General features: G+C 40.3%; 18 protein-coding genes and 1 riboswitch. Of the genes, 4 read left to right on the top strand and 14 right to left on the bottom strand.

The features are described 5' to 3' along the window. Nucleotides 1-9: 9 nt before the first annotated feature. The 3 genes from HOO91_07110 to HOO91_07100 form a co-directional block, all read right to left on the bottom strand. A complete protein-coding gene (locus HOO91_07110; GenBank protein NOU17308.1) occupies nt 10-1,038 on the bottom strand; it encodes an RHS repeat-associated core domain-containing protein in 1,029 nt (342 codons plus the stop codon). A 269-nt stretch (nt 1,039-1,307) separates the two neighbouring features. After that, entirely contained in the window at nt 1,308-1,850 is a 543-nt protein-coding gene (locus HOO91_07105) for a hypothetical protein (GenBank protein NOU17307.1), read from the bottom strand. Further along, complete coding sequence (locus HOO91_07100; protein ID NOU17306.1) at nt 1,847-4,177, bottom strand: RHS repeat-associated core domain-containing protein; 2,331 nt, start codon at nt 4,175-4,177, stop codon at nt 1,847-1,849. Before HOO91_07100 ends, HOO91_07105 begins: the two co-directional genes overlap by 4 nt. 108 nt (nt 4,178-4,285) lie before the next feature. Here HOO91_07100 and HOO91_07095 point away from each other — a divergent pair, with 108 nt between their 5' ends. Continuing rightward, nucleotides 4,286-4,807 carry an IS630 family transposase gene (locus tag HOO91_07095; protein ID NOU17305.1) on the top strand — a complete coding sequence of 174 codons (522 nt, stop codon included), beginning with the start codon at nt 4,286-4,288 and terminating at the stop codon, nt 4,805-4,807. Next, nucleotides 4,791-5,327 (top strand): IS630 family transposase, encoded by a 537-nt coding sequence (locus HOO91_07090; protein NOU17304.1) that lies wholly within the window; start codon nt 4,791-4,793, stop codon nt 5,325-5,327. The genes HOO91_07095 and HOO91_07090 overlap by 17 nt, the downstream gene beginning before the upstream one ends. Before the next feature lie 80 nt (nt 5,328-5,407). On the opposite strand, the gene HOO91_07085 is transcribed toward HOO91_07090, so the two are convergent. The 11 genes from HOO91_07085 to HOO91_07035 all read right to left on the bottom strand — a co-directional run bounded on the left by HOO91_07085 (nt 5,408) and on the right by HOO91_07035 (nt 22,674). Further along, on the bottom strand, nt 5,408-5,857 hold the full coding sequence (locus HOO91_07085; GenBank protein NOU17303.1) for a hypothetical protein: 450 nt from the start codon (nt 5,855-5,857) through the stop codon (nt 5,408-5,410). 16 nt (nt 5,858-5,873) lie between these two features. After that, the gene (locus HOO91_07080) at nt 5,874-11,528 is read right to left on the bottom strand and encodes a hypothetical protein (GenBank protein NOU17302.1); all 5,655 of its coding nucleotides are present in this window, start codon (nt 11,526-11,528) and stop codon (nt 5,874-5,876) included. Nucleotides 11,529-11,585: 57 nt separating this feature from the next. Next, a complete protein-coding gene (locus HOO91_07075) occupies nt 11,586-15,080 on the bottom strand; it encodes an RHS repeat protein (GenBank protein ID NOU17301.1) in 3,495 nt (1,164 codons plus the stop codon). 471 nt (nt 15,081-15,551) lie between these two features. After that, entirely contained in the window at nt 15,552-15,902 is a 351-nt protein-coding gene (locus tag HOO91_07070) for a DUF3795 domain-containing protein (protein NOU17300.1), read from the bottom strand. Nucleotides 15,903-16,393: 491 nt separating this feature from the next. After that, entirely contained in the window at nt 16,394-17,347 is a 954-nt protein-coding gene (locus tag HOO91_07065; GenBank protein ID NOU17299.1) for a YafY family transcriptional regulator, read from the bottom strand. 64 nt (nt 17,348-17,411) lie between these two features. Continuing rightward, nucleotides 17,412-18,353 carry a molybdenum cofactor synthesis protein gene (locus HOO91_07060; protein NOU17298.1) on the bottom strand — a complete coding sequence of 314 codons (942 nt, stop codon included), beginning with the start codon at nt 18,351-18,353 and terminating at the stop codon, nt 17,412-17,414. A 125-nt stretch (nt 18,354-18,478) separates the two neighbouring features. Next, nucleotides 18,479-18,925, bottom strand: coding sequence for a transposase (locus HOO91_07055; protein NOU17297.1), 447 nt, complete (start codon nt 18,923-18,925; stop codon nt 18,479-18,481). A 194-nt stretch (nt 18,926-19,119) separates the two neighbouring features. Next, the gene (gene moaC / locus HOO91_07050; protein ID NOU17296.1) at nt 19,120-19,569 is read right to left on the bottom strand and encodes a cyclic pyranopterin monophosphate synthase MoaC; all 450 of its coding nucleotides are present in this window, start codon (nt 19,567-19,569) and stop codon (nt 19,120-19,122) included. Nucleotides 19,570-19,675: 106 nt separating this feature from the next. Continuing rightward, entirely contained in the window at nt 19,676-20,476 is an 801-nt protein-coding gene (locus tag HOO91_07045) for a radical SAM protein (protein ID NOU17295.1), read from the bottom strand. After that, the gene (locus tag HOO91_07040; protein NOU17294.1) at nt 20,460-21,641 is read right to left on the bottom strand and encodes a molybdopterin molybdotransferase MoeA; all 1,182 of its coding nucleotides are present in this window, start codon (nt 21,639-21,641) and stop codon (nt 20,460-20,462) included. Before HOO91_07040 ends, HOO91_07045 begins: the two co-directional genes overlap by 17 nt. 190 nt (nt 21,642-21,831) lie before the next feature. Further along, nucleotides 21,832-22,674, bottom strand: coding sequence for a phage antirepressor protein (locus tag HOO91_07035; protein NOU17293.1), 843 nt, complete (start codon nt 22,672-22,674; stop codon nt 21,832-21,834). Nucleotides 22,675-22,909: 235 nt separating this feature from the next. Then, a riboswitch (TPP riboswitch) is annotated at nt 22,910-23,007 on the top strand. Nucleotides 23,008-23,132: 125 nt separating this feature from the next. Here HOO91_07035 and HOO91_07030 point away from each other — a divergent pair. Next, nucleotides 23,133-25,583: a TonB-dependent receptor gene (locus HOO91_07030; GenBank protein ID NOU17292.1), complete on the top strand. Its 2,451-nt coding sequence runs from the start codon at nt 23,133-23,135 to the stop codon at nt 25,581-25,583. Nucleotides 25,584-25,612: 29 nt separating this feature from the next. Next, on the top strand, nt 25,613-26,191 hold the full coding sequence (locus tag HOO91_07025; GenBank protein NOU17291.1) for a nicotinamide mononucleotide transporter: 579 nt from the start codon (nt 25,613-25,615) through the stop codon (nt 26,189-26,191). The last annotated feature ends 22 nt before the right edge of the window (nt 26,192-26,213 follow it).

Raw genomic sequence — 26,213 nt, 5'->3', positions numbered from 1 at the left:
TAGTTTTAATTATTTAATGTTTTGGTTTATATTTTTCAAAAATTTATCAACATCAAATCCTGCTTTCTTCAATGTTTCGTAAATGTTAAGAGATTTGGCTTTATCAACTTTTGTTGAAGTTGGGTTTTCTAAAATAATTCTAGTTCCTCCATGACTTTGTTGCTTTTGCCCAGGTTTATATTCTTTATTGGCTTGAGCCGTTTTAGCTTCAGATCCAGTTATTACTCTTTCTTCTTCTTTATTACCATATTTTTTATCTTCCTGTCTGCCCCGTTCCTTATGGGCTTCAGGGTCTTTAGCATCATCAACAGCATGATCCATCTCGTGTTCAAGAGTAGTTGCAGCCGAACTAATTAATGAACCGTCTTCAGAAAGAGTTCCTTCTAAAGGATTCCAATAGACATTACCGTTATTGTCATAGAAACTTCCAGTTTCAACATTTGATTCTACTACTGAAACCCTTATTTTCGAATTAGACGCTGCTTCTTTTAGGTTATCACCGCCGCCATTTTTTACATCGTAATCATATGCCTTCAACACGCTTTGAACATAGGCATTGCTTGGTGCGGATGACCCGTTTGTACCATTAAATCTAAAAGGTGTTTGTTTGCCATCATCGCCAGGATACCAGATGTAAATATCATTCCCGTCTGGGTCGGTGAACTTGACAGGGTCGTTGATTGCGTAGACGTAAGGGCTCCAAGAGTAGTATTTTTCAGTTTTATTATCAATGACATGCCACCTGCCGATTTGTGGGTCGTAGAACCGAGCCCCGTAATCCAACCAACCCAGTTGAGCTCCACCAATCACATCATCCTGCAGCTCCTTGCCGTTGTAGAGGTACTTATTGCTACTCTCAGGATTGAACGGCACAAACCTACTCCCGAATGGGTAGTAATCTGCTACCTGTAGCGTGTTACCGCTTCCTTCAAACACCACCCGAGTATTACCAAGGTGATCCTTTAGGAAGTACTGGTATTGAAAACCACTGCTGGTTTTTACAACCATCCCTTCATCATGCAGGATGTAGTCTAACACCTTGCTCTCATTATATACCAAAGAACCTGCGTACAGCTGCTTTAGCGTTCCGTTCTGGAATTTAGCCAGTTTAGCACCCGCCGCATTGTAAATGTAAGAAACATTTTCGGAGTTTTTGCTTATCTGTGAGGGTAGATTTAGTTGATTGTAGGCAATGCTAAATCCCTTTAAAACATAGCGATAACCTATCTAACGCAATCAGCCTGACATCATAAAAACAAAAACCCGCCAATCATCAATAGCGGGTTTTCTGTTTTTGTATATCTTACTTACTTTTGATCATCTTCACTATCCAACTCTTTCGTGAAAACAAAGCAAGCACGATAATCATTCCATGAGACATAATAATGATTTTCAAACATAATCTTAATTAAACCATATTTGTCATCTTCACTAATTGAGTAAACAGAACTGAAACGATTTCCTTCTTTGTTTAAATAACTACCAACTAAACCATTTAATCCTTTTTCTTTGTAATAATCAAACACAACAGCTTTAGGATTAATTATTTTGTAAGGGAGTTCTTTTAAATTATTAAAATCAATACTCTTTTTATTATTGATTACCGACTGAATAAAGTTTGTAAAATCATTGTACTCAGAAATATAGTGAGCAGAGAAAACATTCTTAAATAATTCAGTGTTACTTATACATACATTTACCGTTTCGCTTCCATTATTCGCAGGAATTACCAATAGTAAATCAAAGTCTTTGTACTTCTTTGATATGTTGAAAATATATTTCTTATTCTGCGGAATACTACAGTTTTGAAGAAAAAGAATTATGATTATCAAAAATAAACTATTTTTCATTTTTTTTGTTCCTCTAATTTAGATTTATCAATAGGTTCGCCACCATAAGTAGTTCTTCTTTTTAAATGAAAGAAAGATCTTATTCTATTTTCAAAATTAACTGCTCTAATTTCTTTAGGATCTGTATTCGACGATTCAATATCCATTTCACCAGCCATATTTCCTTGATCGTAATCATAAGAATGTTGAAGTTCATGTCCTAATATTGTTTCATTAGTACTAGGAACATCTTTTTCCGTTTCTTCTTTACCAAGAGTTACATCTATACGAGAACCGCAACGTTCGCCTTTGTTAACAGCACTTCTATCATCAGTCTTTGGATGTGCGTTATCCTGACCAAAAGGATTAAATTGAATATAATGTTTCAATTCACTGTTTTCTAACGTAGAAAGAACGTTTTTTACTTTCTTATCATCAACCTTATTAAGATTATTTAGAGTGTTTTGAATCTTTAAAGCGAATGAGTTTTTTCCAGTATATTCCTTTCCATCATTTGTATATAATTTCCCCTTGGAATATTTAACAGTTTCTAATACATTTCCATCATTTTTTATTACTATGCGAATTTCTTTACCATCAGGGTCTATGAATTTCAACGGATTATTTGCAACATAAGCTAATGGAGATATTTGAAAATATTTATCAGCTTTCGGATCTATCACCATCCATCGTCCTATCTGCGGGTCATAGAACCGTGCCCCGTAATCCAACCAACCCAGTTGAGCTCCACCAATCACATCATCTTGCAACTCCTTACCGTTGTAGAGGTACTTATTGCTGCTTTCGGGGCTAAACGGTACAAACCTGCTACCAAATGGGTAGTAATCGGCTATCTGTAATGTGCTACCACTCCCGTTGAATACAACCCGTGTATTACCAAGGTGATCCTTAATAAAATATTGGTATTCGAACCCTCCGCTTTGCTTTACAACCATTCCCTCATCGTGCAGGATGTAGTCTAACACCTTGCTCTCATTATAAACCAAAGAACCTGCGTACAGCTGCTTTAGCGTTCCATTTTGGAGTTTGGCTAATTTAGTACCCGCCGCATTGTAAATGTATGAAACATTTTCGGAACTTTTGCTTACCTGTGAGGGTAAGTTTAGCTGGTTGTAGGTAATGTTGAAACCTTTTAACCCATCGGAGGTCATATTGCCGTTGTGGTCGTAAACGTAGGCTGTGCCGCTGTTGATAGAACTTAGCTGGTTGCCGTTGTAGGTATATGTGAAATCATCGGACACAGTACCGCTAACGTTGGTTCGCACTAGGCGGTTAATATTGCCGTTCAGGTCGTACGCTAGGTTGCGCTCCTCGTATGCACCGCTCTCTGCGAGTGTTCCGCTGATGGTGGTCTTATAGTCGGATTCTATGAGGCGGTTTAGCGCATCATAGGTGTAACCGTAGGCACTCTTAACCTTACCAGTTGTATTCCAAACAGCGGATGAGATATTGCCGTTGTACTGAGGCTGTGAGGTGAATTGCGCCTCGGCGGTGTTGTAGTTCAACATCATGCCAAACAGGTCAACTCCTAGATTATCGGGATCATTTATTCTTGTTAGCCATCCCCTAATATTGTATTTATAGTCGACAGATTGTATGTTTCCACCCAGTTTCTTTTGTTGTAGCTGCCCCAGCTCGTTGTAGGTTAGATCGGAGAGCGTGGTGCGATTCGCCCCGTCGATCTCCTGCTCTACTTTAAGCAATCTGCCAGCATGGTCATAGGTGAGGTACTTCGCCACCGTGGTGGAGGCCCCGTTGAGTTCCTGCCTTAGTTTGGCTTGCTTAACCTTCCCCAAGAAATCGTAGAGGGTGGAGGTGGTCTCCTTCCCACTGTTCGATCCATCGTACAGATCGCCCCGTGACTGGATTGCCCGGTATTTATCATCGTAGTAGTTGGTCGTGGTGAGCCAGATACTGGAGTTTAAAACTTTGGTTCGGCTTCCAGTTACCTGCCCCTTGAGCTCCTCGAAGTACCGAGTATCAGCCCCTTCGCCATCGCTATAGCCAGAGATGTTCATGCCATTGGCATCGTAGAACGGCAGTACACCGGGAAATCCGTAGTTGTCGTAGTATGTGACAGAGAGGTACTCGGTGATCCCATCGGCCGTAATAGGGAAAGACTCATCGGTATACCCTGTTTCCCCTATGTTGTTGCGGGTTACGAAGTACGCTCTGGCGGTAGCGGGTGGAGTCGGGTTGTAAAGGGCATCCACGAATCCCTGCATCTGCGCCTGCGTTGCAGCCGAACTGTGGGTGTAAACACCCGTCATTACTGGGCGGTTGAATACATCGTACTTGGTGAAGAGCCACTCTTTGTTTGGGCGCATGTTCTTCGATTCTTGCTTGTTCGAGGATAATGTTCGGCGGCAGCTTGCCGTTTACATATAATCTAATATATAACAATACAATATTTGTATATTTGCATAAAACCGCTTATGCAAAAATTATCCATTCCAAACATTACCGTTGAAGAGCTCGAAAACATCCTGAACAGCAACCCCGATTATGTTGTAGGGTCAAGGATTATGGCCTTAATTCAAATAAAAAAAGGGTTATCTTCTAGGAAACTTGAGGGGCTTTACTACAAATCCCATTCGCGATTTTGCGTATGGGTAAAAAACTTCAACAAGGATGGCGTAGAAGGGCTCAGGGATAAGCCCAGAAGCGGGCGAAAACCCAAACTGGATCTCGCCCAGCAGGAAGCGTTGAAGTGCGTATTGACAAATAATAGACCGGATGAGTTTGGCTTCAATTCCGCCACCTGGAGCGGCCCCCTGATCGGTGAGTACATCAAGAAAACCTTTGGGGTAGAATACAAGAGGGCCCAGGTATACAACATACTCAAGGCGCTTGGGTTCTCCTTCCAAAAGGCAAGAGGCAGGTACCCTGAAGCGGATCCCATCCAGCAAGCAGCGTTCGTCGAGTCGTTAAAAAAAACTGCTGGAAGAACCCCTTGATACGGTTTTCCTGTTCGAGGACGAGTTCAGCCTGAGCAATACTGCAACCCTTTCCTATACGTGGGGCGTGAAGGGGCAACAGCCCGTGATTGAATGCAAGCAGAGGCAAAGAGAACGGCAGACCACCTTCGGTAGCCTGAATATTGCCTCGGGCCAGATCACGATAAGCTTTGCTGACAAGGGCAATTACCTGACCTTTAGAAAGCACCTCAAGAAACTTCTCAGGGCATACCGAGCGACAGGCAAAATCGTGCTAATTGTTGATAACGTTCGGTACCACCATGCCAAGCTGCTGGGGGCATTCATTGAGAGGAATCCAAAAATTGAAATCATGTACCTGCCTCCTTATTCGCCCAACCTTAATCCCATCGAACGGGTTTGGTGGTACATGCGGAAGAGCATCACGCACAATAGGTATTTAATGACCTTAAAGGAAAGAAAAGCAAGGTTCTGGCAAATGTTCTCGCACTTTACAGTTCCTAATGAAAAAATCTTGACGGTTTGTAATGTTAATTATTAGAAACTATATAAAATAAAAAACCCGCTGGTTAGGCGGGTCTTCGTTTTCATTTCACTCAACCACGGAGGCTTAGTGCGAAGTTACTTCCTCTTAAATATCCATTTTATAGTAGAGTCGGGAGAAATTTTATTAAAATCATCCTTTGAAAATTCAAAAGCAACATTCCATCCTGAAGGTAAAGGCATAACAAAAGCCCATCCTCTTTCTAAACGTAACTCATTATTTGTTAATTTTTTTACTTCTGTTAAAGACATTCCTATCTTGATACTATCCTCAGTAATAAAAACATTATCTTTAGTTTCTATATATTTTACAAGATTATTTTTATCCTTACAAATAGTAAATTTTATTCCTTCGATAACAGTAGTATAACCAACTTCTAATTGAGCTGGGCTAATCATGATAAATGAACCTTTTTTGAAGGTTATAGAGTCTGTAACCTTATCACCAATTTCTACCATAGCCTTTTTTTGTGCATTACAACTATTAAATAAGATAATAGTTAATATTATGCTAATAACCGTTTTCATTGATCACTGGTTTAATTTAGAACCCTATTCCATTTGCAGCATTACCGCCCGAACCAACATTTGTATTATCTTTTGCGGCAGTACTTGGCAATTTAACAATATCTTTTAATTCTTTTTTCTTCTCTTGTTTTCTATAATACGTCTGTTTGGAGTTTTTATCCCAGGCCTTATCTACATTATCTTTGTGATTCTCTGTCTCTAATCCTCCTTGTCCTTCAACTGTTATAGCACCATTTTCTTTATCGACAACAGTTACAGAGTGTTCAGCATTTCCTTCGCCATCACGATAAACAACCTTGTCACCTTCTTTAGTGTCTGATTTGTTAACTGCAACATATCCATCGCCGTTCAAGATTTTATCCACTTGGTCATTATTTATCCATACTTGACCATTTGCAAATGTTACACCATGGCAGTCTGTATCCCAACCTTTGTCTCCAGTTAAATTTTTAAAAGATTCAATTTTAGTTCCATCATCAGCATAAACATAGCCCTGTTGAACAGTAGCAGTGGAGCCAGAAGGATGAGACACTTCTACAGGATTTCCCGTAGGAGTAAATACGACATTACCTTTGCTATCAACTTTTATTCTACCATCAGGATCAAAGTAGACAATTGGATTATTACCAACGTAATTATAGGGTGTAATACTAATATATTTCTCAGCAAGAGGATCAATGCTCATCCACCTGCCGATTTGCGGGTCGTAGAACCGCGCCCCGTAATCAACCCATCCCAGCTCAACACCTCCTAGGCTGATATCCTGCAGTTCCTTGCCGTTGTAGAGGTAGCGGTTATCACCTTGGCTGTTAACCTCCTTTAGGGCAAGCCCGAAGGGGTAGTAGAACGTGCTGGTGTTCACCGTGCCGCTGGCTGCGGTGGCCACGCGGGTACTCCCGAGGTGATCCTTCAAAAAGTACTCGTAGCTGAAAAGGCCATTGGCGTAGACCACCCGCCCTTCGCCCGTGAGCGCATAGTCCAGCTTGGCATCGTTATATATGAAAGCCCCCGAGTAGTAAAGGGTATCTCTTGCGCTGCCGCTCCTGATCATCTGAGCCAGCTTGTTACCGCTGGCATCGTAGATGTAGCTGGCAAAATCGCTCCCCGATTCTACCTGTTTAGGGAGATTCAGCACGTTGTAGGCTACGCTAATCCCCTTGTTGAGGTCGGTGATCATATTCCCGTTGACATCGTACGTGTACTCGATACCAGACTGACTCTTCTCGGTGAAAAGGGTGTTGTCATCGGCGGCATCGTTCACAGCCACTAGGCGGTTGCCCTCGTAGGTGTAGACGAGCGCATCCTTCTCAACCCCAACCTTCTTTCGGGAGAGCGAGAGGATATTTCCGTTAAGGTCATAGTTCCCGATGCTCTCATCGTAATTCCCCTCATTGGTTAGATTCCCTGCTAGCCCTTCGCTGTAATGGCAATTTCGGAGGCGGTTTAAAGCGTCATAGGTAAACGAATAGTTCTGCTGCGCTCCGTTGGCTACAGCTCCCGTACCACCCGGCATACGCCAGCTGATCGAGCTGATATTCCCGTTGAACTGCGGTAGAACCCCCATGCTGCTATCGTTGTAGCGTAAAGATAGTGAAAATTGTCTTACGTTGGACGATGCGCTGCCAATATTATTGATGGTCGTTAGCCACCCGCGTATGTTGTAGGCGTAGTCGAGCTGCTGCGCTCCCCCGCTCAACCTCTTGCTTTTAAGTTGGCCAATCTCGTTGTACTCCTGCTCGGCAAGCGTTTCCACCTTGGTAACGCTACCCTTGCTGATGGTTTGAACGGTCTTTAGGGGTCGCCAAGCATGGTCGTAGGAGTAGAGGTTGTCCATCGTAACGTGCCCGTAGCTCTGGTAGGTCTTTGTTTCGGCTATGGAGTTGTTGAAACTGTAACGGCTGGAGGTATACTCAAGCCCGGAGGGGTAGGTCTCACGTACCGTCTGAATGGTTCGGTAGCGATCATCGTAGTAAATCGCAGAGCGAAGCCAAGTGGCAGCACCATCCTTTAGTACCTTTACCTTGGTTCCAGTAGCCTGACCCAGTACTGCTTGATTGTACTTCACCGACTCGAATAGCCTGTAAGAATCTATCTTCTGGCTATTGTCGAAACTTACTGATGGTTGATCTTTGTAGAGGTAGTCGTCATAGTAGGTTACCGTAAGGTAGCAATCATCCGCCACAATACCGGGGAAGGATCGCTTGGTGTAGCCGTGTAGGGTGCTATTATCACGCACCTCAAAGAGGTTACTCCCCATGTAGCTGTTTGCTAGGGTTTGCATCGCATCAGGGCTGGATGAGTTGGCAAACTCTGCGGTGGCAACGGAGCGGTTCAGTTCATCGTACTTGGTGATTAGCCACTTACCACTCAACCGCATATTCCCGTCTTGAGTGGCTACGAGCCTATCTCGCTTGTCGTAAACCATATACACGGGGTCGGCACCGGGGAGTTGCTTCTCGATCATGCGTTTACGCCCATCGTAGCGGTAGTAGTAGCAGAGGTTTTTAACCACGCTGTTATCCTTGTTGGCGGGGAAGGTAATAATATCAGCTGCTGCTGGGGGGATTACGTAGCGTAGCAGGTTTAGGTCATCGTAAACGTAGTAGGTGCTAACGGAAACCGTTGCGTTAAGGCTATTCTTTACGAAGGTTCTCTTAAGTATCACCTGACCCTGCTTATCCTTGAACTCCTCGGTGGTGTTAAGGCTACCGTCTGTAGTTTGCCAGTTTTCGCTCTTCACTATTGTTTTGTAGAGCTGATTGGCAGGGTAGTAGCGACGGCTACCAGAGAGCTCGCCTGTGCTGTTGGTTAGCAACCCTGTTGTATCGGATGTTAGCTGTAGTACCTCGTACTGCCCGTTTGCGCTGTAAACCATTCGCTGTGTATGCCCGTTGCTTGAGCCTGTTTGGTTGGTGGGTTGCCATGTGGAACCCGGTGCGCCCTGCTCAAGTACACGGTTAATGGGCGATGGTTCAAATACTGCATCGGAATAGGGATTTGGCTCGGCAGTGGGTAAATCGGTTTGGGTGGTGTTCTGGTAGAAGCTAAGATGATCGCTGGTGCTATAGTTTCCGCCGCTACCCAGCGCATTGGGTTTGAATTTACCATCGTATCCGCCCGAGTAGGGGAGGTATTTTAGCTTTTCACGTCCCATGTTATCGTAGGCAATGGGTTGGATTATATCGTTCCCAGAGGGGCTGGTACGGTAGCCGAGTGTTTGTATAGGTCTTCCAAGCCCATCGAAGTAGCTGATGGATTGGGTTACATCCCCAACCTTTAGAGTGGCGATTTTCCCTTGTAGTAGGCTGTCGAGCCTACTGGATTGTAATTTTACCTGTGGTTGAATCTCCTGAACAAAGTTGTACGCATAATCCTTGATTAGCGGTATGTAGGTTATGCTAACCTTATTCGGGTTGCTATTCACGGTTAGGGTTGCGCTGCTTGAGGTAACGCTTGGTAGGCATGTTCCGCTCACCACACAGCGGTACTGATTCCCGTTCTGAGAATAGGTGGTGGTGAAGCTGTGGCTACTCCCTGTTGCGTTGGCAATATCGACCCAAATTCCAGAGCTAACCGTGTAAATCTGCCATTTGTAGGTGATACCCGTACCCGTTGCTGTTATGCTAAAGGTGGCTGTGCTGCCCTCGGCTACCTGAACACTTTGGGGTTGACCGTTGGTTGGAATGGTTGGTGCGCTGTTGATTGTAACGCTCATATCCGTTTGGGCTGTTGAAGCGCAACCGCTGGCGTTGATGTAGTTTACTTTAACATGCCCCGTTCCGGCTGCGCCCCATGTTACCGTAGCTGAGGTGCTGGTGGTTGTTCCCCCAGCGCTTATGGTTCCGCCAGTTACAGCCCAAGAGTAGCTTGTCATGCTAGTTTGGGTTGTGTAGGTGTTGCCCGTGCTGCTTGCGCATGCGCTAGTAGGCCCGCTAATGGTGGGGGTTGGTAATGCGTTAATAGTTACACTTTTATCAACCTGAGATGTGGCTGTACATCCGCTGGCATTGGTATAGTTCACCTTTACATGACCCGTTCCAGCTGCACCCCATGTTATTGTTACCGAACTGCTAGTGGTATTACCCCCGGCAGTTATGGTTCCCCCGGTTACAGTCCAGGAGTAATTTGTCATTCCAGCTTGTGTTGTGTAGATATTGCCAGTACTGCCAGTGCAGGAGCTAGTAGAACCGCTGATTGTAGGGACTGGTAGGGCGTTGATTATTACGCTCATATCCGTTTGGGCTGCGGCTGAACAACCGTTAGCGTTGGTATAGTTCACCTTAACGTGTCCAGTTCCAGCTGCACCCCACGTTATCGTAACCGTGTTACTGGTTGTAGTTCCTCCTGCGGTTATAGTTCCTCCAGTTACAGCCCAGCTATAGGCTGTCATCCCGGTTTGGGTTGTATAAACGTTGCCAGCACTGCCTGAGCAAACGTTAGCCGTGCCGCTGATAGTAGGGGTTGATAATGCGTTAATTGTTACACTTTTATCAACCTGAGATGTGGCAGTACAACCGCTGGCATTGGTGTAGTTTACCTTAACATGACCCGTTCCTGCAGCTCCCCAAGTAATAGTAACCGAATTGCTAGTGGCAGTACCCCCAGCGGTTACGGTTCCGCCTGTTACTGTCCAGCTATAGGCTGTCATTCCTGTTTGGGTTGTATATATATTGCCAGTACTACCTGTGCAAACGCTAGCAGATCCGCTGATGGTGGGAGTGGGTAAGGCATTTACGGTTACCGAACGTATACTGGCTGAACTGTTACCACAGCCATTCCCCGCTGTTACCGATACTGTGGAGGTTCCGGTAGAGGGGAATGTAATATTGGCTCCATTACCAAACGAGGAGGTAATAGTTCCCCCGGTAACACTCCAATTATAGGTTGTTGCACCGGTAACAGGTGAAATACTGTAAGCCGCACTGTTGCCTATGCATAACGAGGTAGAACCGCTGATTGCTCCTGGGGTTTGGGGAATACTAGTTACATAAAGCAAACTGGCTACTTGCGGGCTGATTCCGCAAGCGTTGGTCGCTTTCACGTAGATATTCCCTGATGCTGCTGAGGAGGAGAAGTTTACTGTGATGCTACTTGAACCTGCACCTGATGCTATGGAAGCCCCACTCGGGAGCGTCCACGTGTAACTGGTTACCCCTGCTATAGGGGTGACGTAGTAGGAAATTCCACTGCTCCCTGCACATGGACTGATGGTGCCGTATATTGGTCCAACTGTTGGAACTGGACACGGTGCTTTCTGAGTTACTTTGAGTACTATATTTCCATATTCTTCGTCACCTAGAAAAGTTATGTGCCCTATCCGCTCTATACCTGTGTTGTTTTGAGCCATGACAGAGAGGGTTGAACCATTTCGTGTCAATAATAACCATGCACAGTCAGTTTCGTAACCCCAATTGGTACAGCCATTTGTCGTAGTTACTGTTATCGTTTTGGTTCCAGTATCGTCACAATTAAACGTCATCGCTGGATCTGAAACGTCGATATTGACAACGTAACAAACACCAAAATATGGATTACTACCCTTCGTATTTTCACCAATGAGAGTGGTTTTGTTATAAATTTCATCTGCTAGCGGAATTGAGTACGCTCTATGGTTTAGCAATAGTGTAAGGGCTAATGTGAGTATGTTAAGTATTATATTTTTTATTTTCATAGCGGTAGTGTTAAATTCTTTTGGTTTCGCTTATATACAATATGATTGCTCTACTCTTTAAGGTTGTTTATAGTTGTAATCGTATCTCTTTAGGATGTTACCCTCGTGATCCTTGATTTGGTAAAGCCTTCCAAAACTGTCGTACTCGTAGTAGGTAGTGATACCGTTGGGATCGGTTTGAGAGGTGATGCCTATCATTGGGCTAAAGGTATAGGTGGTAATCATCCTGCCACTGAGAGAGGAGTTAGCCCTTAGGTTTCTGTTGAATAGAGTCCATCGCGAATCTGATGCTCCCGATGAAACAATTACATCGAGAAGTGCATCCAAAGAGGTAAAGCTGGCAGGCAGCGAGTTTTGAATGGCTGTTGCCAGAATATTATAGGAGATATTATCTGCCTTTACTACAGGGAAACGGTAGCCATAACCCCAATAGTATGAGCTAACAACATCATTTTCCTTTGATACCTCAAGTGGATTCCCATGTTCATCGTATTGTTTATATCTGGCACGGTTTTCCAAACTGCTACCTCTTGTTGATGTTTGAATTATCTCAGGGAGGATGAGGGTATCGCCGTTTTGAACCCAATCCTTATAAAGGGTTCGTTGAGTGGATGTTATATTGCCATCAACCATCTGCTCGGTCTGAACGGCTTCTGCTATACGGTGTAGACCGTTTTCTCCACCACCTAACCGTTTAATTAGCTGATTTTGGGTTGAGGTAAATCCTAGGCTGGTTAGGTCATCATCGGGGTAATGAGTTTTGGTTGTTATAGTTTTACCATCGCTACCAGTAGTCTCTGTGCGTGTGAGTTGGATATGAGATGGGTTGTCGTAGAAATAGCGAGTTGTAGTCGTAACGGGGTTCTCACCGTTAATATCGTACTGCTTGGTTGCAGTACTATCGAGGTAGTTCCAGTAGGAGAGATTTTTATATTCTGTTATATCAAGGTTAGAGAGGTTTTGCGGAAGAGTGATTACTGTGTATGGTGCCAGTCCGTAACATGGATGATAAATAAATCGGAATGTATTATTGGCATTTCTGGCTATGCATAGCATGGGTTCTCCTAAATACCAAGAATGAACATGGTCTGTTGAGCAATAAAAATCAATGGTTTTTGAAGTGACATCATCATCCGTACAAGTATAAACTGGATTTGCACCTAAAACCATTTCGAATTTTTTTCTAACCGAAAAACCAGATACCTCACTATAATTTCGTTCATCCGTTTTATAGTGATTATTAGTTTCATTTAAAACAACCAAACCATTGCTGGCATCTTTTTTAAAAACCTTAATGTTTTTCTCTAACCCGTTGTCCCAACCAAAATTTGTCCAAGGGGCACCTTTGATATCTTCACCCCATCTAGAATTTCCAGGACTATCTCGGTGTAAAATGAATTCATGCTCCTCACCTCCATTCTCAAAATTATCTCCACCCTGGCTAAGTGTAACATATGGGTAGTATATATTATTACTTCCTGTGTTGAATAGGTTTGTTAAACTGCTCGAACTAAGAATAACATGTTCAATATCGGCATGCTCCCCCGCAGCTATACATGGAAATCTTTCTATACTATTTGATATGTAATACGCTTTTTGTCCTTCATCGGCACTAAACTGTGTAAGGTTATTCATAGGGCCATAGTAGTAACGGGTAACATTATCAATATTTTGAACAGGATCATGGGCTGTCACCCTTTTTATTCGTATACCCCCTGTTTCGATATTGGCTTGAATGGTGGTTTCAGGTTGATCATAATAGGATAAATGTGCACTTGAGAATACGCACTGATAAGTTGGATGAAGTTTTACTTCATAATCACCAACGGGAACATTTGTTAAAAAGCAGTTATTATGAATGCCCCCTGGTGAAAACAAGTTTCCTTCTTCGCGAGGGATATAAATCCCGCTACTATTTCGAGTGGAAAAGTTTAGAATCTCATTGGTTTGGAGATTTTTAACGGTAAGCGTTGCAGCGGTATGAAATCCGGTATTCAATGTAGTATCGCAGGCTATATTGAAGTTGACAACTACGTTAACTGAAAGTGTTTGGTTGAATCCAACATGTATAGTTTGAACTTGGTCATAGGAAGATCCAAACTCGTCAGGGGTTATTGCTTCTAAATCTATAGATGTTCCATGAGCAGGTATTACCTTGCTACCATAGTATGAGTTCTGTTCGTATTCCAGCAAATTATAACCTTTTGTAGGATAGATCACTTTTCTTAATATCCCATTCATTGAGACAGTACTATTTACTTCCTTATTGGCTCCATCCCGAAGCATGAAGGCAAAATGGTCTGTTATATGAGGAACTAAATGTGTGTTTTGTTGTCCATTGTAGTATCCCCAATGATCCTGACTAAACGAGAGTCGTTTAGGTAAACCCTCAGAATTGATGTAGTCAAACTGATAGTTCTTTGAAGGATCTTTAAAAGTAATCTTACTTAGGAATACTCTATAATTACTAGTTGTAATGTATTGAAAGGAATTTTGTTCAACAATATTATTGTCTTTATCGCTAACTGTTATTGCGTTTATCAGTTTATAACCACCCAAGTCAGGGTCTGGGTGCTGAAACGTTGATTCAAAGTTTAACCTCCCGCTGTAAGGATTGTTACTCTTTATTTCCTTCAAGACTTTACCGCGTATCTGGGAGTGGTTTAATATTGTTGCATAAGTATATCCCCCATAAAATTGCCCACTACACCCTCTTTGTCCATCGGGGAAAATAACATCAAGTGTTTCTGATTGAGAGGAAACATATTCGTAGCCCTGACTATCATACACAAATTCAATTTTATCACCTGTTGGATGCTCAATCCGAGAGAGGTACCATGCTGTAGTTTGCGTTTCAGGTGTTGAATGTCCTGCATTCGAAGTCCTATAAATGGTTTGCTCATCATCCAAAAAATAGTAGTTTATTCCATCGGAGGTAGTAATTCTGAACCCTAATCGTTCTTGCCCTAGATTATCTAATTCAGAATATGGTTCAATTTTTAGATCCTGATAAGGTATTAGTATAATTTTTTTATGATGATCGTAAACGAATTTACCGGAGTGACTCTTAAAGTTGAACATGAAAAGATCAGTTTCTGAATCCAATTCACCATTACTATTACCAATATTATAAAAATATTGAATTGCCATTGGACTTTGAACTCCTGCTGTTGCAATATCCTGCTCTGGGAAATAGGATTGTTCCTGTTCATCGGGCTTTCCTCTAACAATTCTAGTTATTACCCCACCAGCATTTAGGCTCCAACTTTGTCCAACATTAGTTTCGATCTGATCTACCTTTATCCCATTGGAACTATAACTCAAAGAGATTGGGACAGATAAATTTTTTGTTTTATACTCGTAGAGAGGTATGCTAATATTTGGTGTTCCTGTAAACATTCCAATAGGTATCTGCCCATATTTTCCTAGCTCGTAAGCGGTAGGTGAAGGTGGAATGAAATTAGGGACAAAGTCCTTCTCCTGGGCATTAAGGTCAATGTAGAAAGCAAGAGATAGGAAAAAAATCATTAAGGATGGTTTAAATTTACTCATAATATTAGTTTTTAGTATACCTCGTTTTAAGTTTGTGTGCCTTTAAATCGGAATTTAACGGTCTTTTAAGTACAATATTTTTTTATTGTTTTCTATTGGAAACGGAAAATAAGTTGTTTTAATGTGCTTCTATTAGAATTATTACATCAAAAACAAAGCCAATATTAAAATTATATAAAAACGCCAATCTATTGCCTAAATAATCAAGTGTTTCTAAACACTTTGCAAAAATGAATTTATTTTGTTATACTATAGGACTTTAATGGTTTGGATATATATTCAATATCACAGTCTGTCTGACACTTAGGGGGAATTATAAAATGGATTCTTTCCATGATAGCTCATATTTATTTAGAAATCGAAGTGGATGGTATAGAAAAAGAGGATACTCTTCGGTTTTGAAGTATCCTCTTTTATAATGGAAAGAGATTGACTGTAAATTATTGTCAGTTTAGGTTAGAAAGTACAAACCTATTTCCTCTTAACACTTTGAAGTTTATTTTCGGCCATATAGTTTGCAAAACTCTCGTATCCATTGCTTTTAATCATGTTGATACAGGCGGCTCTGTCGGATTTAAAGACAAATGCAAAGATTTTGGATACAAAGTTGTTGAATTTTTTGCAGTCCATCGGGTTGGAGAATTCTTTGCAATCGGCGCAGCTGGCATAACCATGTTCCATATTGCAGGAACGAATTTTACACCATGTTGCTTTTTCGTTGCCAGCGCATCCGGGGCATGAGCCTTTAAGGTATCTATTACAAGAACCACAGTAAAGTCCGCAGTAAGCAATTTGTTTTGTGTCGGTTACAATTTCTTTCATATGTTTGGTTTTTTATGGGTGTTTGAGGGTAAGAAGACGGAAGACCGAAGTCCGAAGACGGGAGAATGAAGACCGAGGTCGAAAGAACGATGACGGAAGTCGGGCATTGGATACAGATATTAAGTTGTTAATTTTTCAGGTTGTGTTTTAGCAAATTGTGTAATAGGTTTTGCCACAAAGTCACGAAGACACGAAGTTCAAGCAAGTTTATTTTTTTGTGCCTTTGAGTCTTAGTGGCGATATTTCTTTATTTTTCCACAACATCTTAAAACAAAACCATTATTCATATTACCTAACGTGAATTCGATCTAAGTATAGCACTAGATTGTTGCTTTGTCATGCTGAACGGAGTGAAGCATCTGTAGATCCTTCGCTTCTCTCAGGATGACACCTTACATAGAGCTGACGTTAGGTTGCTAATTTTTTATTCTAGTTTGAGTTTCTTAGTGCAAATTTAATAAACGGAAGTGACAACCCTATGTCAGTAGGTTTTATAGAAATCGATTTTTGAGAGATTTTATTAGATCGATGAATTTTGTTTTTAACTCATCGGGCGAGATGATTTCTAAACCTTCGGGTAACGATAGAAGCCAGCGTGCGGTATAATCCAGATCGGAGGAGATAAGGTACAACTCATTGTAATCCTCAAATTCAGTTTCGGATATAAAGCCGTAGTAGTATTTGGAGTTTGAAAGATGTGCGGAGGTTTTCTTATCAATTTTTAGAACAATCTCTCTTAAATCAGCCTTTTCATCTAGGGTGCTGAAGAATTGTCGAGCATTTTGGATTTCCCTTTTTGGAGCGATTTCATTGGTTAGGGTTACCCTTTTCATTCTATCGACTCTGAAATCACGAAACTCACTACGTAGCCTACAATAGGCTATTAGATGCCAGTGCATGCTGTAAAAGCACAGGACTATGGGCTCAATATCACGATTTGTAATGGTTTCGTCTTTATGAAGCGAATGGTAATCGATAGTAATAACCTGTTTATTGGCAAGAGCACGTTGAATTTCAGATAGAATATTACTAGCTAAATCGGGTGAAATTAAAGAGGAACTATAAAAAACCTCGATTCCTTTATCTAGTTTTTCTAAGTAGATCTTCTCTTTCTCAGGAAGTATTGCACGAATTTTTTCAAGGGCAGAATTGTATCCTTTCCCGATAGATTGATCGGCCATCTTTTCGATAAGTTTTCCTGCAAGAATGAGCGAACTTGCCTCATCGGGGGTAAACATTACAGGGGGCAGATGAAAACCTTCAACTATAAAATATCCTTTTCCTGCTTCGGCACCTATTGGGATTCCTGCTTCTTGGAGTGTTTGAAGATCTCTATAAATGGTTCTTTTGCTAACATCAAACCGCTCCGATATTTCATTGGCAGTAACCCACTTCTTTGTTTGAAGCAGAATAAGTATTGCCGAAACCCTATCGAAACGATTCATGGGATTATTATACTTTAGTCGTTAATTGTCAACTTTTCACTTTCCGCTTTTCACTTTCCCTTAATTAATGACTATCAATCCCCATTCTCATTAAAAATAGGTGCTTTTGGGTTTTTATAATCTCGGTCATATACTCTTTTACCGCTTTTACACTTCCCGGTAGGGTGTAAACAAATGTGTTTCCCATTAACCCAGCAACACCACGGCTTAGCAATGCATTTGGTTTTTCGGCACCATATTTTACTCTTATCATCTCCATGATACCCGGAATTTCTTTATCCATTACCTGCTTTACTATATCTGGGGTAATATCCCTTGGGCCAATTCCTGTGCCACCTGTTGTTATAAGCAAATCGTAGTTTAAATCTTTTGCTTTTTCGAGGTGAACTCGTAGCATATTCTCATCATCTGGAATTACCCCATAGTCAATGGTATGCTGCCAGCTAATGCTATCGAAAAACTCTTTAACTAGATTAATCACTTCTGGTCCGCTTTTATCCTCATACACACCACGACTTCCCCTATCGCTAAGGGTTAAAACCTGTACTTTGTAGATTTTCGGGTAAAAGGTTAACTCATCGCCCGCTTTCAGTGTTCCGTTTTTTAAAACCCTGCAAAATATACCCTCTTTGGGCATAACGCAGTTGCCAACTTCGCGGTATATTGCACAACCATCGCCATGGCACGATTTACCTATTTGGGTAACTTCAAGTTCAACACCGTTTCCAATAAATAGGTCGCCTGGTTTTGTGTTAACCAGTTCTATACCCTGGGTGGTAATATTTTCTGCAAAATCGCCAAAATTTATTTCACGTTTAGTTGTTGATCTAAACCGATCAATACTTTCCAACCCCAATAGGCTTACCTGACGATGCCATTCACCAGCGTGAGCATCGCCTAAAACGCCAAGTTCGTTTAATGCTATTTTATCTATTGGGGTTTTTATGGTGCCTTTCTTTTCTGATATATTTACTGAAAGGATGGTAATTTTTTGTTCTTCTAGCATGATTTAGTTTTTAGTTTAATTAATACAATTGGCCTAAAGCTAGATTGTAGTTTGTCTTTTTAATCGCCATTAATTCCCGTTGGCTTTAGCCAACGGGTATAATAAACTACAATATGGCTTTAGCCTCATTTCTTAGATGCTTTTACTGTTTCCCAACCATATTTTCTCATAAACTCATCTATTTCCTCGGCAAATGGTTTCATTCGGTGATGCTCATACTGGGTATTGATATAATTTCTGACCGAATCTAAATGGCTTTCGCTGACTCCAACTGCCCAGTAATCATCTTGCCAAGCAAACTTATAAGGTATTAGTTTTTGCTGATTTATCCAGTACGATGATTCACCCTTAATCAGTTGAGCAACATTACTTATTGTTTGATCTTTCCCTACTGAAATTAGGCAATGGACATGTTCTTGATAGCCATTAACACAATCCAACCATATTCCTTTCTTTTCAGCATTATTTCTGATGTGTTGAAAGAGTTGATCTCTGATTAATGAAGAATTTAGGCAGGGCTCTCCATTTTTTGTGGAAAAAACCATGTGTATCCATATTCTAACCCAACTCATGTTTGTATGTTTTAAACTGGGCTATGAGCCCTAATTTTAAGATATATTGTAAAACAAAAAGTTTTAACCGTATCTTGGGAAGCAAATAGGGGCTAAAGCCCTAAATTCAGTTTCATCTTTTGCGACCGTTGGCTAAAGCCGACGGCAATTGAACTTATCATTATAAGTTTACTAAACATGAATATTAATAGTTTTTAAATATCCTTTTTAGTTTTTTCAATAAGTCTAATACTACTTATCTCCATCTCTTTATCAACCGCTTTGCACATATCATAGACTGTTAAAAGAGCAACAGAAACGGCTGTTAACGCCTCCATTTCAACGCCAGTTTGACCAACGCATTTAACAAGGCTTTCAATTTTAACCCCATTATCGGTGAGGGTTGCTTTAACATCAACCTTGGTAAGCATTAGGGTGTGACAAAGTGGAATTAGATGCTGGGTTTGTTTTGCCGCTTGGATTCCGGCAATCTCGCTCAATGTAAGAACATCGCCCTTTTTTATCTGATTCTCCTGAATAAGTTTTACAACTTCATTGTTAAGTCTAATAAAACCAGCTGCCTTTGCCAGACGTTGTTGGTTGGGCTTATTACCAACGTCTACCATGTTGGCCTTACCCTTATCGTCGATATGTGAAAATTCCATTTTACAAGAATTAAAAATTAAAAATTAAAAGTAGAAAGTTCAAAAACAACACAGCAACACGGTAATACGGCAACACAACATAACAGCAATACTGCATCACAAAATTTTAACCTCCAATATTATAAAACTTTCCTTTTTGATTTGTAGTACCGCTTTCAGGTTTTATTCCAATTGCCTTAATAATTGCTTCCTTTGAACCAAGTTCACGAACGCTATAACCGATATCGCTGAAAAGACAAGGCTTAACCAAACCGTTAGCAGTTAATCTTAATCTGTTGCAGCTGGCGCAATTGCCACCTTCGCCGCCCTCAACTTGACCAAAAATCCCCTTTTCAAGATTCATTTTTGGGATAAACCGAACATCAAATCCATTTCTATTTGCAAAATCCTTTAGCTCTTGTGCATCGGGTTCATCGGAGGATTTATCTATCACGCAATTTAGTTTGATAGGGTTGAATCCAACCCTTTTCGCCTCCTCTAAACCTTGTAAAACTTGATTAACATCACCTCCTCTTGTAATCAATTTAAATTTGATGGGGTCAACAGTATCAAGGCTTACGTTGATTCTTCGTAGCCCCGCAGCCCAAAGAGGTTCTGCGAATTGAGACATTAGAATGGCATTTGTTGTCATACTTAAGTCTTCAATCCCTGGGATTTGGGCAATCATCCTTACAAGTTCAACAACCCCTTTTCTAACCAAAGGTTCTCCGCCAGTAATTCGAACCTTGGTTATCCCCAGTGAAACAGCCTCTTTAATGAATGCAACGATCTCATCAAATGATAAAATTTCATTATGTGAGAGAAGGGCAACACCTTCCTCTGGCATACAGTAGGTGCATCTGAGGTTGCATCTGTCGGTGATTGAAACCCTTAAGTAATTTATATTGCGATTATAGTGGTCTAACATCAACTAATTCTCCTTCTTTAATTTCTGCAACACCTAATGGAATCATAATATAACCATCGGCTTTGGCAAGGGCGAATATGTGAGCCGAGCCATGAAATTCAACAGGTATAACCTTCTTATCGTTTGTAATTGCCACTGGGATTAAGCCTTGCCGTTCAACTTTTTTTCGTGAGAAATTAGTAGACATTGGTAATCGGGCAATAAATTCAGTGCTGGTTTTTGCGCCCATTATTTTTTGAATTGCAGGTTTCACCAATATCTCAAACTGCATATATGATGAAACAGGATTTCCAGGCAATCCAAAAATTAGTTTTCCATTCTTGACTCCAAATTTAGTGGGCTTCCCGGGCTGAATGGCAATGCTATCGAATAGGATTTGAATACCCAATTTTTGCATAACCATTGGTACATAGTCATAATCGCCCATTGATACGCCACCAGTAAGGATTACAATATCATTTTTCGATAATGCTTCTGATAATGCTCTATAGGTATCATCTTCAGTATCCTTAATAATTCCAAAATAGTTGGGTTCTGCATTTGCACTAATTACTTGCGTTACGAGTTGATGACCATTGCTATTTCGTATTTGTCCACCTTGGGGCATTATTTCTGGTTCAACGAGTTCATCACCAGTTATAAGTACTGCTACCGAAGGTTTTTGGGTAACAACAGGTTGCGAGCAACCTAGTGCTGCCATAATTGCAATATGCTGATTTGAAATTGTTGTGCCTCTGGGAATTGCTAGGTCTCCAGTTTTAATATCTTCACCAAGAATACAAATATTTGACTTTGGCTTATCGCCATTGAATCTAATTCTATCTTTTGCAACCTCAACAGTATCTTCAACCATAAGAACGCAATCTGCCCCCTTTGGTATCATAGCCCCAGTCATTATCTTGGAGCATTGTCCCACACCAATCGCTTTCTTTGGAACACTTCCTGCTGAAATAATCTCAATTACCTCAAGTTCCTTTCTTGCGTCAATCATTCTACATGCATATCCATCCACAGCAGTTTTATCGAAAGGAGGCATATTCATATCGGAAATGATATCCTCTGCAAGAACTCGCCCTAAAGAGTTCCAAAGGGGAATTTTTTCAGTTTTTGCTGATAGTTTTGTTTCTGATAGGATAATATCAATTGCTTGATTTAACGTAATCATTAGCTCAAGATTTAAGGGTATAAAGTTGCGAATAAAATAGGCAAATGGAAAAGGGTTATGTAAATAAATATATATCCTTTTAAATTAGTGCAAAAGACAAAAGATAAAGATCAAAAGTTAAAAGGCAACATTCATTTTGTTCGGAGTGAATATGTGTTGTTTATGTGTAAAGGGCGACTTAACAAGGTAGCTATTCATTGTCCGATATATGTTTAGTAGTATCTGTATTTGATAAAAAATTTTGATTCGTGATAATACTCCTTCCCAATTCTTTTTCCGTTTCTTTTCGGGCTTTGCCAGCAACACCTCCACCTCGTTTAGCCACTTTCTTGTTTTTGTCGAGTGTATCTGGTTTTTCAATTTGAGATATTTCAGTTGTAACTTTTTCACCAAGCATTGTAAATATTAGTTCCAGATCATTCATGTGATCTCGTAGGTTTTGATTTTTCTTTTTCAACCCCTTAAATTCTTTGTATTCTGATGGAGTTAGACCAAATGTAGCCTTTGTAATCTCAGATGTAAGAATTGCAAAATCACTATCATGCTTAATCCCTCTTTCTTTCCACTCATCTGTGAGATTTTGCCGTATGGCTATTCCTCTCAAACGCTTGTCAATCCAATCCTTCGGATAACCTTTCAGTTCGTAAAATTGCTTCATGCGTTCTTGAGCAAGTTCTGGATTTTCAATCTCAAGTACTCGTTCATATCCTACTTTAGCCAACCATTGTTTAAAGGGCTCAGCTTTAGGCGATGGAATAGATTGAATTATACGAAACAGGGCTTGGGTGTTGGCACAATCGGTCAATCGATTCTTTCCATCAGGAGCTTCAAGTTTCAACTGTCGACAAATTGTCGACAGTTGAAATTCATCCTCTGTTGCCACCCTTGATTTCATCTTAAACCAATAATCGCGGGGATTTACACTTTCTGTTAGTGCTCCCACTACATCTATTACAGAAAAAAACCATTCACCTTCGTACCATAATCTACGAATGTTTTTACTCTCAAAAACTACGATTTTATCCTCCGCCATGGTTTAAATTTATAATGTGAGAATCAAAGCAAACGAAATTACCAAAAATTCCGAATAGAATACTAAGATGCTATAAATTTAAATTATGGAAAGATAAGACAAGAATTATCAATAATTTGATCTTAAAAGTTAGTGTTTGGTTAATTATGAGTAACTATCAAATTGTAAATCAGAACGAATCGATAATAGTTAGTATATTATTTTGTTGAATGATTCTTTTAAATATATCTTTGTACCCGTCTTTTGGGGGTGCCTTAATACAACGGGCTGAGATCATACCCTTTGAACCTGATCCGGTTAGTACCGGCGAAGGGACAAGAGTTTTTAAATGACCTTATTATTCCCCCTTTTCTTGGTTGCTGAGGATATAAGCAAAACGGATAGTGCACACTGTTTATAGCATAATATCATCAGCGAAATTATTTTAGTTTTTAACCAAAAAAAGGAGTTTACTAAAAATGAAAAAATTCGCTTTGATGCTGCTTTTGCAGCTTATGGGTTTGTGGATTTTCGCAAATTCAAATGATTTTGGTGGTTCACTAAAAATTTATGGCAGGATAACAGACGAGAAGGGAAATCCTCTTGTTGGTGCTACCATTGCCATTGAGAATTCTTTGCAGGGCACTACAACTGGACTAAACGGAGGATTTAGTTTAAATAAATTAAAATCTGGTAGGTATATTGTTATTGTATCATTTATTGGTTACGAGAAAAAATCGGAAGAGGTTAACCTTGATAGGGACATGGAGGTTAATATAACCCTTACACCATCGTCAATAATGGGAGAGGAGATTGTTGTTAGTTCTACCAGAGCAACAAGTCGAATGCCGATTGCTCAATCATCGTTGAAGAAAGATGAGATTAAAACAACCAGCGTTGGTTTTGATATTCCATATCTTTTAGAATCAATCCCATCCGTGGTTGCTACATCGGAGGGTGGAACGGGGGTTGGCAATACCGCTTTTAGAATTAGGGGGAGCGATATGAGCCGGATTAACGTTACCGTTAATGGTATTCCTCTAAATGATGCCGAATCGCAGGGCGTTTACTGGGTCGATTTACCCGATTTCACAAGTTCCGTTGATAATATTCAGGTGCAAAGAGGAGTAGGGACATCCACCAATGGTGCGGCCGCTTTTGGGGCATCAATAAATCTTCAGACATCTACCTTAAACCCAGATCCTTTCACAAATATCGAACTTATGACAGGTTCATTCGGAACTTGGAGAACAACAGCAAAGGTTGGTACAGGTTTGATAAGGAATAAATTTAGCTTTGAAGGGAGATTCTCACAGCTAAAATCGGATGGGTATATCGATAGGGGAACCTCTGATGATAGGTCGATGTTTCTAACCGGTGCTTGGCATACTTCGAAGAGTTTACTTCGCTTTAATATTATTCATGGTGAGGAGCACACTGGTATTACATGGGAGGGTAATCCTGGCTATATGTTAGATTTGAATAGAACATACAACCCTGCTGGTGAATATACCGATGCCAATGGTAATACCCAATACTATAAAAATCAGAAGGATAACTACATTCAAACCCATTATCATCTTTTATATAGCTATCAGCTATCAAATTCTCTTAGTTTGTCTTCAGCGTTTTTTTTGACAAAAGGGGCTGGTTACTATGAAGAGTATAAGGTTGATAAGAAGTTCAGCAGTTACGGCGTTGGAACGCCAATCTTTGGTAACGATACCATAAAAAGATCCGATTTTATTACCCAAAAATGGATGGACAATAATTTTTATGGCACAACCATTTCCTTAAACTATCGGAAAGGATCAATTGATGCATCTTTTGGAGGCGGATGGAATCGTTATGATGGTAACCACTTTGGCAGAATTCTATGGTCGAATGTGAATGCAGGAATTCCAAAGGGTAAAGAGTGGTACAGGAATACCAGCGAAAAGACCGATTATAATTTTTATGGGAAAACAACTTGGCAGCTAACCAACCAGATTAGCCTTTATGGTGATTTGCAGTATCGTTCGATAAATTACGATTTAGCCGGTTTGGATGATGATCTGGCGAGTCTGGATCAAAAACATCAGTGGAATTTCTTTAATCCAAAGTTTGGATCATTCTACAAGATATCTTCGAATCAGGAAGTCTATTTCTCTTATGGTGTTGGTCATCGGGAGCCTACGAGGTCAGATATAAAAGATGCGATGAAATATGGCTCAAGCAATACTCCTCAATCTGAACGACTTTTTGATTATGAATTGGGTTATACCTTTAAAGCACCCGTTTTTGCATTGGGCTTAAATCTATACTATATGGATTATAAGGATCAACTTGTATTGACAGGAAAACTAAGTGATGTTGGATACCCATTGATGACAAATGTTGATAAAAGTTACAGAACAGGAGTGGAGATTACTGCTGGATTTAAGCCAGCTACATGGCTACAATGGAATTTGAATGGAACATTTAGTTCTAATAGAATTAAAAGTTTTGTTGAATATGTTGATTTATATGATAATTCAATTGATTTTAACTTTGTTGGTCAGCAGGAAAATCATTTAGGAAATACGCCGATTTCATTCTCTCCATCGGTTATTGGATCAAGCCAAATATGTTTAACACCTGTAAAGAATTTAAATCTTTCTTTGATCACTAAATATGTTGGTGAACAATACTACGATAATACAGGAAGTGCTGCCAGAAGATTAGATGATTATTTAGTGAATAATTTAAAGATTGACTATTCATTAAAAATGAAAAGTATTAAAACGGTCAACCTGCAATTTTTTGTCAATAATCTCTTTAATTTAAAGTACGAAGCTAATGCTTGGGTTTATCGCGCACAATTTGTAAACAACGGCTCTGAATATCGTGAGGATGGATTTTTTCCACAAGCGGGAATCAACTTTATGCTTCGATTAGGTGTTGAGTTTTAAACTTATATTATAAAACTATTAACCAGTCTATGAATTGGTTACTGAATAATTATATCGAGGTACTTGGGGCTGTAACTGGCCTCATCTACCTTTATCTTGAAATCAAGCAGAATATCTGGCTTTGGCCTTTAGGTATTGTAACATCAGCATTCTATGTCTATGTTTTTTTTACATCTAAGTTTTATGCTGATATGGGTTTACAGGTATATTATCTCGTTATCAGCATTTATGGGTGGTGGCATTGGTTGTATGGTGGAGATTCTTTAGGTAAGGAAGAATTACCAATTACTCGGACATCATTAAAAACTTGGGTGATTTTATCTTTAGTTTCAATCGCCTTATTTGGAGTGATGGCTGTAGTTCTAATAAATTTTACAGATTCTCCCGTTCCCTATGGTGATGCGTTTGTCACCGCATTAAGCATTACAGCCACATGGATGCTTGCCCGAAAACTGATAGAACAATGGTGGATTTGGGTTGTAGTAAATATTGTATCTTTAGGACTGTTTATCTGGAAGGAACTATACCCAACATCAATTCTGTTCTTTTTCTACTTTACAATGGCTGTGGTTGGCTATTATCAGTGGAAAAAAGAGATGGAGAAATGAATAATGAAAAGCGATAAATGAA

The sequence above is a fragment of the Bacteroidales bacterium genome (assembly GCA_013141385.1).
In the GTDB taxonomy this organism is placed as follows: domain Bacteria; phylum Bacteroidota; class Bacteroidia; order Bacteroidales; family Tenuifilaceae; genus UBA8529.
The sequence above is the reverse complement of the archived record's forward strand: the minus strand, read 5'-3'. Positions and strand labels throughout refer to the sequence as shown.